At 71.8% G+C, this 11,662-nt stretch carries 13 protein-coding genes; 7 read left to right on the forward strand and 6 right to left on the reverse strand.

Features of this window, described 5'->3' with window-relative positions; translation table 11 throughout:
• Positions 1-44: 44 nt before the first annotated feature.
• On the forward strand, positions 45-521 hold the full coding sequence (locus AB0D53_RS24825) for a GNAT family N-acetyltransferase (RefSeq protein ID WP_362450147.1): 477 nt from the start codon (positions 45-47) through the stop codon (positions 519-521).
• Positions 522-593: 72 nt separating this feature from the next.
• On the forward strand, positions 594-1,274 hold the full coding sequence (locus AB0D53_RS24830) for a pentapeptide repeat-containing protein (RefSeq protein ID WP_362450149.1): 681 nt from the start codon (positions 594-596) through the stop codon (positions 1,272-1,274).
• A gap of 20 nt (positions 1,275-1,294) precedes the next feature.
• Here the strand turns inward: AB0D53_RS24830 and AB0D53_RS24835 are convergent, their stop codons facing one another.
• From AB0D53_RS24835 to AB0D53_RS24845, 3 genes are read right to left on the reverse strand one after another with little or no spacing between them, the layout of a single operon-like run.
• A complete protein-coding gene (locus AB0D53_RS24835; RefSeq protein ID WP_329818334.1) occupies positions 1,295-1,792 on the reverse strand; it encodes a hypothetical protein in 498 nt (165 codons plus the stop codon).
• Positions 1,793-1,849: 57 nt separating this feature from the next.
• Entirely contained in the window at positions 1,850-2,479 is a 630-nt protein-coding gene (locus AB0D53_RS24840) for a response regulator transcription factor (RefSeq protein ID WP_362450151.1), read from the reverse strand.
• The gene (locus AB0D53_RS24845; protein WP_362450155.1) at positions 2,476-3,753 is read right to left on the reverse strand and encodes a sensor histidine kinase; all 1,278 of its coding nucleotides are present in this window, start codon (positions 3,751-3,753) and stop codon (positions 2,476-2,478) included. Before AB0D53_RS24845 ends, AB0D53_RS24840 begins: the two co-directional genes overlap by 4 nt.
• A 223-nt stretch (positions 3,754-3,976) precedes the next feature.
• On the opposite strand from AB0D53_RS24845, the gene AB0D53_RS24850 reads away from it, so the two are divergent.
• Genes AB0D53_RS24850 through AB0D53_RS24865 form a run of 4 tightly spaced genes read left to right on the forward strand, consistent with a single transcriptional unit; the run spans position 3,977 to position 7,770 of the window.
• On the forward strand, positions 3,977-4,534 hold the full coding sequence (locus AB0D53_RS24850) for a heme-binding protein (RefSeq protein ID WP_362450158.1): 558 nt from the start codon (positions 3,977-3,979) through the stop codon (positions 4,532-4,534).
• 36 nt (positions 4,535-4,570) lie between these two features.
• Complete coding sequence (locus tag AB0D53_RS24855) at positions 4,571-5,167, forward strand: ankyrin repeat domain-containing protein (RefSeq protein ID WP_362450161.1); 597 nt, start codon at positions 4,571-4,573, stop codon at positions 5,165-5,167.
• A complete protein-coding gene (locus AB0D53_RS24860) occupies positions 5,164-6,315 on the forward strand; it encodes a YncE family protein (protein WP_362450165.1) in 1,152 nt (383 codons plus the stop codon). Before AB0D53_RS24855 ends, AB0D53_RS24860 begins: the two co-directional genes overlap by 4 nt.
• 45 nt (positions 6,316-6,360) lie before the next feature.
• Positions 6,361-7,770 (forward strand): M1 family metallopeptidase, encoded by a 1,410-nt coding sequence (locus tag AB0D53_RS24865; RefSeq protein WP_362450167.1) that lies wholly within the window; start codon positions 6,361-6,363, stop codon positions 7,768-7,770.
• Positions 7,771-7,800: 30 nt separating this feature from the next.
• On the opposite strand, the gene AB0D53_RS24870 is transcribed toward AB0D53_RS24865, so the two are convergent.
• Together AB0D53_RS24870 and AB0D53_RS24875 are read right to left on the reverse strand one after the other, a co-directional pair.
• Positions 7,801-9,381, reverse strand: a complete 1,581-nt coding sequence (locus AB0D53_RS24870; RefSeq protein WP_362450169.1) for a M4 family metallopeptidase — start codon at positions 9,379-9,381, stop codon at positions 7,801-7,803.
• A 280-nt stretch (positions 9,382-9,661) separates the two neighbouring features.
• The gene (locus AB0D53_RS24875) at positions 9,662-10,237 is read right to left on the reverse strand and encodes a TerD family protein (RefSeq protein WP_072487943.1); all 576 of its coding nucleotides are present in this window, start codon (positions 10,235-10,237) and stop codon (positions 9,662-9,664) included.
• Positions 10,238-10,420: 183 nt separating this feature from the next.
• Here AB0D53_RS24875 and arfB point away from each other — a divergent pair, with 183 nt between their 5' ends.
• Entirely contained in the window at positions 10,421-10,855 is a 435-nt protein-coding gene (gene arfB, locus AB0D53_RS24880) for an alternative ribosome rescue aminoacyl-tRNA hydrolase ArfB (protein ID WP_093540299.1), read from the forward strand.
• Between the two features lie 21 nt (positions 10,856-10,876).
• On the opposite strand, the gene AB0D53_RS24885 is transcribed toward arfB, so the two are convergent.
• Positions 10,877-11,383, reverse strand: coding sequence for a flavin reductase family protein (locus AB0D53_RS24885; RefSeq protein ID WP_362450172.1), 507 nt, complete (start codon positions 11,381-11,383; stop codon positions 10,877-10,879).
• Positions 11,384-11,662: the final 279 nt, after the last annotated feature.

Below are 11,662 nucleotides of genomic sequence, written 5' to 3' on the forward strand. Positions count from 1 at the left end.
GGGGCGGAGCGAGCGGGGGAGGAGGCCCTGCTTACGCTGCCCCCATGATTCGTACCGCTGTCCCCGCCGATGTCCCCGCCATCCACGCCATGGTCCGTGAGCTGGCCGCATACGAGAAGGCCCTGCACGAGGTGAAGGCCACCGAGGAGCAGCTGCACGAGGCGCTGTTCGGTGAGCGGCCCGCCGCGTACGCGCACATCGCCGAGTCGGACGACGGCGAGCCGGTCGGCTTCGCGCTGTGGTTCCTGAACTTCTCGACCTGGCGCGGGGTGCACGGCATCTACCTGGAGGACCTGTACGTACGTCCGGAGCGGCGTGGCGGCGGGCACGGGAAGGCGTTGCTGACGGAGCTGGCGCGGATCTGCGCGGAGCGCGGCTACGAGCGCCTGGAGTGGTCGGTGCTGGACTGGAACGCCCCGTCCATCGCGTTCTACGAGTCGCTGGGCGCGCGCCCGCAGGACGAGTGGACGGTGTACCGGCTGACGGACGGGGCGCTGGCGGAGCTCGGCGGGCAGCGCTAGGCGGACCCGGCGATCCGGTCCCCGCGCATCGGCGCGGGGGCGTTGTCAGTGGCATGGGTCACGATGGAGGGCATGGCACGCAGCAACAGCAGGAAGACGGACACCATCCCGGCGGCCCGGCGTCCGGAGGTGCGGCTCCCACCGCTCGTTCCGTACGGCGGCGGGGGCCTGGAGCCGGACGGGGACTACGACGGGCTGCGGTTCGAGGGGACGGATCTCGCGGACGAGTCGGGTCCGGGCGCCCGGTTCATGGACTGCGCGCTGGACGGCTGCGCGCTGGACCGCGCGGAGCTGGTCAGGGCCCGTTTCATCGACTCGGTGCTGACGGGCGTACGGGGCGTGGGCACCGATCTCGCGGGGGCGTCGCTGCGTGACGTGGAGGTGGTGGACGCCCGGCTGGGCGGGGTGCAGCTGCACGGCGCGGTGCTGGAGCGGGTGCTGGTGCGCGGCGGGAAGATCGACTACCTGAATCTGCGCAGGGCCCGGCTCAAGGACGTGGTGTTCGAGGGCTGTGTGCTCTCCGAGCCGGATCTCGGGGACGCGCAGCTGGTGCGGGTGGAGTTCCGCGACTGCGTGCTGAAGCGGGCCGACTTCAGCTCCGCACGGATGGAGTCGGTGGATCTGCGCACGGTCGCGGAGCTGGACATCGCGCGCGGGGTGGAGCGGCTGGCGGGTGCGGTGATCAGCCCGGCGCAGCTGATGGAGCTGGCGTCGGCGTTCGCGGCACAGATCGGGGTGCGCGTGGAGGCGTAGGAGAGGGGCGCAGAAGGGGGTCAGACCCGGGGGAAGCGGGCCTGGAGGTCCCAGATCACGGGGTTGTCGGCGAGACCCTCGTGCATGTCGGCGAGGTCGGCGATCAGGTCGTGCAGGAAGTCGCGGGCCTCGCGGCGCAGCAGCGAGTGGCTGAAGGTGAGCGGGGGCTCCTCGCCGGGCATCCAGTCCGCCTCGACGTCGACCCAGCCGAAGCGGCGCTCGAAGAGCATCCGGTCGGACGATTCGGTGAAGTCCAGCTCGGCGAACTGCCGCCGGTGCGAGCGGTTGCCGCGCGGGTCCTGGTCGATCTGCTCGACGATGTCGCACAGCGCCCACGCGAAGTCGAGCACCGGCACCCATCCCCAGGCCGTGGACACCTCGCGGTCCTCCTTGGTGTCCGCGAGGTAGACGTCCCCGGAGAACAGATCGTGCCGCAGTGCGTGGACGTCCGCGCGGCGGTAGTCGGTCTGCGGGGGGTCCGGGAAGCGCCGGGAGAGGGAGTAGCCGATGTCGAGCACGCTTCGATGGTGTCATGCCCGAAGGCACGCCGGTGCCGGGAGACCTTCCGACGGCTCTCAGGGCAGCAGTCGCTGCTCCTTGGCGACGGCGACGGCGCCCGCGCGGGTGTCGACGCCGAGCTTGTCGTAGATCCGGCCGAGGTGGGTCTTGACCGTGGCCTCGCTGATGAACAGGGCGCGGGCGATGTCGCGGTTGCCCAGGCCCTGGGAGAGCTGGGCCAGGATGTCGAGTTCGCGGTCGGTGAGGGTGGGCAGCGGCTTGCGCATCCGGGCCATGACGCGGCTGGCCACCGGCGGGGAGAGCGTCGTGCGGCCCTGGGCGGCCGAGCGGATCGCGGCGAAGAGCTCCTCGGGGCGCTCGGCCTTCAGCAGATAGCCGGTGGCGCCCGCCTCGATGGCCCGGGTGATGTCGGCGTCCGTGTCGTACGTGGTGAGGACCAGCACATGGACGCCGGTGGCGGCGATGCGGCGGGTGGCCTCGACGCCGTCGATGCCCTCGCCGAGCTGGAGGTCCATCAGGACGACGTCCGGGGTGAGCTTGGCGGCCAGGGAGACGGCCTCCTCGCCGCTGCCGGCCTCGCCGACGACCTCGATGTCCGGTTCGCTGCCGAGGAGGGCGAGCAGACCGGCGCGCACGACGACGTGGTCGTCGCAGAGCAGGATGCGTACGGGCGGCGTCGCGGTCATGCGAGGTCCTCCGGGGCGGTCGGCGGGGCGGTCGGCGGGGCGGCGGGGGTGAGCGGGACGGCGGCGGACAGCACCGTACCCTCGCCCGGCACCGACTCGATCGTCAGCGTGCCGCCGAGCTGCTGCAGCCGGGCCCGGATCGCGGGCAGCCCGTGACCGCGCACGCTGCCGGTGGCACGGGTGGCCTCGGTGGGGGTGAAGCCCTGCCCGTTGTCGGCGATGTCCAGGACGACCCGGTCGCCGAGGTGGGTCAGCGTCAGGGCCGCCTCCGTCGCGTGCGCGTGCTCCTTCACATTGGCCAGCGCGCCCTGGGCGATGCGCAGGAGCGCGGACTGCGTGCGGTCGGGCAGGGCGGTGTGTCCTTCGCCCTCCACATGGCAGCGGACGGTCAGCCGGCCCTGCCCCTGCGCCGTCTCGCGGGTGGCCAGTGCGCGCAGGGCCGCCTCCAGGCCGCCGCCCTCGGCGAGATCGGCCGGCGCCAGGTCGTGGACGAAGCGGCGGGCCTCGGCGAGGTTGCGTTCCGCGATGCCGGTGGCGGTACGGACATGGCGGCGGGCGGTCAACGGGTCGGTGTCCCAGGTGCGGTCGGCCGCCTGGAGCAGCATCTGCTGGCTGGACAGGCCCTGAGCCAGGGTGTCGTGGATCTCCATGGAGAGCCGCTGGCGTTCGGCGAGGGTTCCCTCGCGGCGTTCGGTGGCGGCCAGTTCGCGGCGGGTGCGCAGCAGGTCGTCGATGAGTTCGCGCTGCCGCTCGGACAGTGCGCGCTGGCGCTCGGTCTGACGCTGCATATGGACGAAGACCGCCGTCGCGACCGCCGCCACGGCGGGCGGGGCGAGCACCAGATTCGGGTCGAAGCCCTCGGCCAGCCGCAGTTGCGCGGCGACGACGAACAGCGTGAGCAGGGCGACGAGCGCCAGCGCGGCGCGCGGCGGCAGGATGCGCAGCCCGGTGAAGAAGAGCGGGACCGCGCACCACGCGAAGCTCGGCGCGAGGACGACCAGCACCATCCACACGGCGACCAGCACCCCCAGCCACACCAGCGAGCGCGGCGTCGGACGCGAGCCGAGCACCGGCCCGAGCACGTACAGCACGGCGAGGGCGACGGAGAGCGCGATGATCCACGGGGTGCGGGCCTCGCCGGGGTGGCGCAGCAGGAAACGGGTGAGCGAGGCGCCGAGCAGCAGGAAGAACGCGGCGTGCATCAGGAGCGTGAGCCACCGGGCGTCCGGGTCGCCGGTCCGGTCCGGTGCGGCGGATGGGGTTCGGTGCTTCACCTCGTACCTCTCGCTCCTCGCCGTCAGCGGCACCGCTGACCTGCACGGATACATTCATGTTCGTCCCGGGTCACCACCCGCGCATCAACCGATCGGCTGATGGGGCCGTCGACCGTCCCGCGTCCGGTGTCGAGCCGGTCCGTCGACCGTACGGGGCCGGGTCCGGCCGGAGCATGGAGGGCAGAGCCGAACACGCTCACCCACCGCTGCTGAGGAGCCCACCATGAAGAAGCTGTCGCTGCGCACCCGCGTCCTGACCGGTGCCGTCGCCGTCGCCGCCCTCGGCGCCGGGACCTTCGGCGCGATGTCCGCCAGCGCCTCCACCCCGGCCGCCGCGCCCGCCGCCGCCGTCGGGGCCGACGCCGCGAACCGCAACCTCCAGCAGACCACCCACCTGACCCTGGCCGCCGCGACCAAGGCCGCCCAGGCGACGCTCGACGCCGCGAAGAAGGAGAACCAGCGCGTCTCCGTCGCCGTCGTCGACCGCAACGGCAACACCCTCCTCACCCTGCGCGGCGACGGCGCCGGCCCGCAGTCCTACGACGCCGCGCAGAAGAAGGCGTTCACCGCCGTCTCCTGGAACGCCCCCACCTCCGAACTCGCCCAGCGCCTGACGAACGCCCCCACCCTGAAGGACATCCCCGGCACCCTCTTCCTCGCCGGCGGCGCCCCCGTCACCACCAAGGGCGCCCCGATCGCGGCCATCGGCGTGGCCGGCGCCCCCAGCGGCGACCTCGACGAGAAGTTCGCCCGGGCAGGCGTCGCCGCCCTCGCCAAGTAAGCGCCCAGCAGGCCCGGTAACAGGAGCAGGAGAGACATGAACGCCCTCGATCGACAACTGCTCGACGCCGCACGTGCCGGCGACACCGGCCGGGTGCGGTCCGCGATCGAGGGCGGCGCCCGGGTGGACTGCCGCGACGAGGAGCTGCGCACCCCGCTGCTCCTCGCCGTCCACGGCGACCACGTCGAGGCCGCCCGGTTGCTGGTCGCGGCGGGCGCGGACCCGAACGCCCAGGACGGGCGCGAGGAGAGCCCGTGGCTGGCGACCGGGGTCACCGGCAGCGTCCCGATGCTGCACGTCCTGCTGCCGGCCGGCCCCGATCCGAAGCTCCGCAACCGCTTCGGCGGCATCGCGCTCATCCCCGCGAGCGAGCGCGGTCACGCCGCCTACGTACGGGAGCTGCTCCGGGTCACCGACATCGACGTCGACCACGTCAACCGGCTCGGCTGGACCGCCCTGCTGGAGGCCGTGATCCTCGGCGACGGCGGCCGGGCGCACCAGGAGGTCATCGAGCTGCTGCTGGCGGCCGGTGCACGCGTGGACCTGCCGGACAACGACGGGACGACCGCGCTGGACCACGCGGAGCGCCGCGGCTTCACGGAGATCGCCGCGCGACTGCGGGACGCCCGGTGAACGCGCGCCGCGCGGTCGTGGCGCTGGCCGCGGCGGCGGTCCTCACGGGCTGCGCGAGCGGTACGCCGGCCGCGCCCCGTACCCCGGACAGCGCACCGGTAGCCCCGGCACCGTCCCCCTCGGCGGAAAAGTCCGGTTCGGCCGGGAAGGCCGCCCCGGCCACCCCGCGCGGCACCCTCCTCGTCGCCGACTTCGGCGCCGACACCGTGACCTTCGTCGACCCGCATCCCGGGCACCGCCGGCCCGTGCTCGGCTCCGTCGAGGTCGGCACCGCCCCCTACGGTCTGGTCGTCGACGACGAGGGGCTGGCCTGGGTGGCGACCGCCGAGGGGGTCGCGGTCGTCGACACGGAGACGCGGACCCGGCTCGCCCGGATCCCGTACCGGACGCGGACCGGGCCCGTCACGACCGGCGAGTACCGGGGCGGCGGCATGGGGATCGCCCTGGCCCCCGACGGCCGGCACGTGTACGTCGGCGTCAACGTGCCCGGCCGCGACGGGGTGCTGGAGACCATCGACACCGCCACCCGCGAGGTCACCGGCACGGTGCCGGTCGGCCGCCGCCCCTTCGACGTGGACGTCTCGCCGGACGGCGCCGAGGTGTACGCCACCGGCCACGACTCCTTCGACGTCACGGCGGTGAACACGTCCGGCGGCCGGACGCGGCGCTTCGAGGTGGCCCCGTACGGCACCGAGGGCGGCCTCGGCTCCTGGCTGAAGCCGCACTACGCCGTCGTGCGCCCCGCCGACGGCAAGCTGCTGCTGCCCTTCGAGGGCGAACGGCTCGTCGTCCTCGATCCGCGCACCGGCAGGAGCACCATCGAGCCGATGACCGCCGACACCCACCAGCACGGCGCGACGCTCGCCCCCGACGGCACCCTGCTGGTCGTCGGCACCGGCCCGATCCTCTCCGAGGACGAGGGCCCCTCCCTGACCATCCGTACCCCCGGGGGCAGCGAGCGCGTGGTGCCGCTGGACGGGCCGCACGAGGACGTGGCGGTGTCCGGCGACAGCCGCACGGCGTACGTCACCGAGGGCTTCACCCGCGAGGGGTACGGCAACGGCATCACCGTCGTCGATCTCACGGGCGAGCACCGGCCGTTCGAGGTGGCCGCGGGCACCCGTCCGCTGGGGATCGCAATCCTCTGAGTCGATATCCCGCCAATCGGGCATTCCGTGCCTAGGATCGCCGGTGTGGATCAGCGAACACCTGTACGCCGCACGGCTCGCGCCGCCGCCCTCGTCCTGCTGGTGCTGACGACGTCCACCGGCTGCACCGGCGGGGTCGAGGGGACGCCCGGCGCCTCCGGCCTGCGCGACCCGTACTTCCCGAAGCTCGGCAACGGCGGCTACGACGTCCAGCACTACGACCTCGCGCTCGACGTCGACCCGGCCGCCCACCGGCTGCGCGGCACCGCCACGATCACCGCGCGCGCCACCCAGGACCTCAGCGCCTTCGACCTCGATCTCGTCGGGCTCACCGTGGACTCGGTGACCGTGGAGGGCCGCCCCGCCGCCGTCCACCGGGCGGGGCAGGAGCTGACGCTGCGCCCCGACGCCGAGGTGGCGGGCCGTCTGCACAAGGGCGGCACCTTCCGCACGGTCGTCCGCTACTCGGGCTCGCCGCGGACCCTCACCGATCCCGACGGGTCGAAGGAGGGCTGGCTGAGGACGGCGGACGGTTCGGTCGCGCTCGGCGAACCGACCGGCTCGATGGCCTGGTTCCCCGGCAACAACCACCCGAGCGACAAGGCGTCGTACGACATCGCCGTCACCGTCCCCGAGGGGCTGACGGCGGTGTCCAACGGCGAGCTGGCCTCCCGGCGCACCTCGGGCGGCGCCACCACCTTCCACTGGCACGTTCCCGAACCGATGGCGAGCTATCTCGTGACCGTCGCCATCGGCCGCTTCGACATGAAGGAATCGACGACCCCGGACGGGATCAAGGTGTTCACCGCCGCGGACACGACGGTGGCGGCGGACAGCGCGCGGGTCCTCGCCCGGGTCCCGGAGGTCGTGAAGTGGGAGGCGGAACGGTTCGGCCCGTACCCCTTCTCCGCCACGGGCGCGATCGTCGAGCGCTCCGGGGACGCCGGTTACGCCCTGGAGACCCAGGACCGGCCCTTCTTCCCCGGGCCGCCGGGCACCGGACTGCTCGTCCATGAGATGGCCCACCAGTGGTTCGGGGACTCCGTCACCCCCGAGAGCTGGCGGGACATGTGGCTCAACGAGGGTTTCGCGACCTACGCGGAGTGGCTGTGGGAGGCCGACAAGGAGGGCCGCCCGGTCCAGGACCGGTTCGACGCCGCCTTCAAGAACGAGGCCAACTGGGCCTTCCCGCCGGCCGATCCGCCGACGGCCGCGGACATCTCGCAGGCGCCGGTCTACGGGCGCGGGGCGATGGTCATCCACAGGATCCGGCAGGCTGTGGACGACGACCGGCGTTTCTTCGCGCTCGTCAGGGGCTGGACGAAGGCACACCGGCACGGCAACGCGTCGACCGCCGACTTCACCGCGTACGTGGAGAAGGCGACCGGGCAGGACCTGACGAAGCTGTGGGACACCTGGCTGTACGGCAGGAGCCGGCCCGCCTCGGAGGACTGACCGGCTCCCGGTGGAGTACCGCCGCGCGGACTACTTCACGTTGACACCGCTCCAGGCGGCGTCGACGGCCGCGAGCTCGGTGCTGTCCGCCCCGTACAGGTCGGTCGCCGCCTTCTCGGTCGCCTCACGGGCGCCCGCGTAGTCGGTGGACGACGTCATGTACTCGGAGAGGGCCTTGTACCAGATCTGGACGGCCTTGTCCCGGCCGATGCCGGTGACGGTCGAGCCGTCTGCGGTCGGGGAGTCGTAGTCGACCCCGTTGATGGTCTTCGCGCCGCTGCCCTCGGAGAGCAGGTAGAAGAAGTGGTTGGCGACGCCGGAGGAGTAGTGCACGTCGAGGTCGCCGACGCTGCTGTCCCAGTAGTCGGCCGAGCCGCCGTCCTTGCTCGGCTCGTCCATGTAGCGCAGCGGGGTGCCGTCGCCGTTGATGTCGATCTTCTCGCCGATGAGGTAGTCGCCGACGTCCGTGCTGTTGTCGGCGGCGAACTCGACCGAGGTGCCGAAGATGTCGCTGGTCGCCTCGTTCAGGCCGCCGGACTCACCGAAGTAGTCGAGGTTGGCGGTGGACGCGGTCAGGCCGTGGCTCATCTCGTGGCCCGCGACGTCGAGGGCGGTCAGCGCGCTCTTGTTGTCGGCGCCGTCGCCGTACGTCATGCAGAAGCAGCTGTCGTCCCAGAACGCGTTGACGTACGAGTCGCCGTAGTGGACCCGCGAGTACGCGGCCTTGCCGTCACCGGCGATGCCGTCGCGGCCGAACGCCGACTTGTAGAAGTCCCAGGTCTGCGCGGCGCCGTAGGCGGCGTCGACCGCGGCGGTCTGGCGGTCGTTGCCGGTGCCGTCGCCCCAGGTGTCGTCGTCGTCCGTGACCAGGTCGCCGGTGCCGCTCTCGCCCTGGTTGAGGTCGTACGTCTTGTGCCCGCCGCGGTCGCCGTCGGTCAGCTCGAAGCCGGAGCCGGACGCGGTGGTCGACAGCTCGACCTGACCGCTGTACTGGCTGTTGCCGACACCGGTCTCGACCGCCTCGTAGCTCTGGAGCTTCTTGCCGGTGATCGCGTCGGTGATGGTGTGCACCCGGCTCGGGGTGCCGTCCTTCTGCACCCCGGTCTTCACCGTCTCCAGGGCGAGGACGGGCTTGCCGGAGACCGCCCAGATCACCTTGCGGGCGGCGGCCGCGGTCTTGATCTTCGGCGTCGTGGACGGCACCGATATCCGGGCCTTGGTCGCCTTGGTGACGCCCTTGAGCTTTCCGCCGGGGGCGGTGTGGGTGACGAGGTCGCCGCCGAGCACGGGCAGCCCGTCGTAGGTGCGCTCGTAGCGGGTGTGGACCGTGCCGTCGGCGTCCTTGATCACATCACGGACGACCAGCTTCTCCCGGCCGCCCAGTCCGAGCGAGTCGGCGGTCGAGGAGACGTCGCTCTGCGCGGACTTGATGGCGGCCATGCGCTGCGAGGCCTTGTTGGCGCTGAAGGGGACGGCGCTGCGAGTGGCGGAGTGGCCGCCGTTGCCGTTGTCCGGCACGGCGTTCGCCGCACCGGTCTGCATGCCTACGACGACCATCGCGGCCACTGCGGCCAGGGCTGCGGCGCGACGGGTGTTCATATGGGGGGTCATGCGCTCTCCGTTGCTCGTTCCGTGGGGGGTTACGAGCCGAGAGCGTGCCACCGAATGAGCAACATTGACGGTGCACTAACAAATACCTCACATTTATTTGACCACTTCTTGTCCGAATGGAATACACATGTGTCCGTTAATCGGCGGGAGTTGGGCGTAGATGTCCGATGGCACCGCATAGCGGGCGCTATGTGCCTGCTCCGGCCGTGCACAAGCGAAAGCCCCCGGCCGCAACGGCCGGGGGCTTTCGCGAATGTGCCCGTGTGTCGGAGCCCGTTCGTCAGAGGTTGACGCCGAAGTCCTGGGCGATGCCGCGCAGGCCGGAGGCGTAACCCTGGCCGACGGCGCGGAACTTCCACTCGGCGCCGTTGCGGTACAGCTCGCCGAAGACCATGGCGGTCTCGGTGGCGGCGTCCTCGCTCAGGTCGTAGCGGGCGATCTCGGTGCCGCCGGCCTGGTTGATGATGCGGATGAACGCGTTGCGCACCTGGCCGAAGTTCTGGCTGCGGGTCTCGGCGTCGTAGATGGAGACCGGGAAGACGATCTTGTCGACGTCGGCCGGCAGACCCGCCAGGTTGACGTTGATCTGCTCGTCGTCGCCCTCGCCCTGGCCCGTGACGTTGTCACCGGTGTGGACGATGGTCTGGTCCGGCGTCGACTTGTTGTTGAAGAAGACGAAGTGGCCGTCGGAGACGACCTTCCCGGCCGGGTTGACCGCGATCGCCGAGGCGTCCAGGTCGAAGTCGGTGCCGGTGGTGGTGCGGACGTCCCAGCCGAGGCCGACCGTGACGGCGGTCAGGCCCGGGGCCTCCTTGGTGAGGGAGACGTTGCCGCCCTTGGACAGGCTTACAGCCATGGGAAGTCCCTTTCATCGTCGCTTGCGGGCTTCGTGCCATCACGAAGCTACCGTCACAGGCCATAACGCGGGCAAGGGGTCAGGAGGTTCCTGACCCCTTTACTTTCTTTACCGAAATCCCCCGGCCGGGCGGACGGCCGGTGCGGCAAAAGAAGGTGACGAACACCCTCCGGTGCGGGGAACATGGGTGTCATGTCCGGGCCCTATGTCATCCGCGGTTCGGTCTCCCTGCCGGAGGCCGAGCTCATGTGGCGTTTCTCGCGGTCCTCGGGACCCGGCGGGCAGCACGTCAACACCAGCGACTCCCAGGTGGAGCTCCGCTTCGACCTCGCGGCGACCGAGTCGCTCCCCGAGGTGTGGAAGGAGCGGGCGCTCCAGCGCCTGGAGAGCAGGCTCGTGGGCGGGGTGATCGCGGTACGGGCCTCCGAGCACCGCTCCCAGTGGCGCAACCGGGAGACCGCTCTCGTACGGCTCGCCTCCCTGCTCGCCGAGGCGACGGCGCCGCCCCCGAGGCCGCGCCGCAAGACACGGATCCCCCGGGGCATCAACGAACGCCGGCTGCGCGAGAAGAAGCAGCGCGGCGAGACCAAGCGCGGCCGCTCCGGCCGCGACTGGTGAGGACCGCGGCCCCCGCCGCCCTCACCCCAACTGCCGGTACCGGCCCCGGAAGTACGTCAGCGGTGACCCCTCCGCGCTGGGCAGGTCCGCGCTCAGCACCCGGCCGATCACCAGCGTGTGGTCGCCCGCCGGGACCCGCTGCTCGGTACGGCACTCCAGCGTGGCCAGCGCGCCGCCGATCAACGGCGCGGCGGTGACCTCGCCCCGGACGTAGGGGATGTCCTCGAACAGCAGCCGGTCGCTGATCCGGCCCTTCATCGCGAATCGCCCGGCGACGTGCCGCTGGCTCTCGGCGAGCACGGACACCGCCCACAGCGGCTGCTCCGACAGCAGGTCGTCCATCCGGGAGTCGTTGCGCAGACTCACCATCACCAGCGGTGGGTCCAGGGAGACCGACATGAAGGCGGTCGCCGTCATGCCGACGTCCTCGCCCCGTCCGTTCTCGTCCAGCGGCGGCTCCTGGGCGGTGATCAGCACGACACCGGCGGCCAGCCGGGCGAGGGCGCCTCGGAACTCATCGTTGCTCACCCCCTCAGCATGGGGGATGGGCCGGGGACGCGGGGCGGGGGTCGTCGTCTGCAACACATCGGGCACGCTAGCCGCGGAGCGCGTGCCTCCGCATCGGGCCAAGGGACCAGCCGGGTCCTAGGACCCGTGGTCCACGGGGCGGTGCGGCCGGTGTCTGCAACGCCCGGATTTGCGTTCAAGAAAAGTACGGAGCGAATCCGCACGGCACTCGCGACCCTTTACCATCTGTTGTGACTTGAGTCACAGAGTGCAATATTTGTTGACCCTGTGTACCGACGG

Origin of the sequence: Streptomyces sp. NPDC048295 (assembly GCF_040652135.1) — a bacterium.
Lineage (GTDB): Bacteria > Actinomycetota > Actinomycetes > Streptomycetales > Streptomycetaceae > Streptomyces.

Excerpts from the sequence above, each read along its gene's own strand:
- arfB (WP_093540299.1), top strand. The coding sequence starts at position 10,421 with ATGGGTGTCATGTCCGGGCCCTATGTCATCCGCGGTTCGGTCTCCCTG.
- AB0D53_RS24850 (WP_362450158.1), top strand. The coding sequence starts at position 3,977 with ATGAAGAAGCTGTCGCTGCGCACCCGCGTCCTGACCGGTGCCGTCGCC.
- AB0D53_RS24870 (WP_362450169.1), bottom strand. The coding sequence starts at position 9,381 with ATGACCCCCCATATGAACACCCGTCGCGCCGCAGCCCTGGCCGCAGTG.
- AB0D53_RS24830 (WP_362450149.1), top strand. The coding sequence starts at position 594 with ATGGCACGCAGCAACAGCAGGAAGACGGACACCATCCCGGCGGCCCGG.
- AB0D53_RS24855 (WP_362450161.1), top strand. The coding sequence starts at position 4,571 with ATGAACGCCCTCGATCGACAACTGCTCGACGCCGCACGTGCCGGCGAC.
- AB0D53_RS24875 (WP_072487943.1), bottom strand. The coding sequence starts at position 10,237 with ATGGCTGTAAGCCTGTCCAAGGGCGGCAACGTCTCCCTCACCAAGGAG.
- AB0D53_RS24840 (WP_362450151.1), bottom strand. The coding sequence starts at position 2,479 with ATGACCGCGACGCCGCCCGTACGCATCCTGCTCTGCGACGACCACGTC.
- AB0D53_RS24825 (WP_362450147.1), top strand. The coding sequence starts at position 45 with ATGATTCGTACCGCTGTCCCCGCCGATGTCCCCGCCATCCACGCCATG.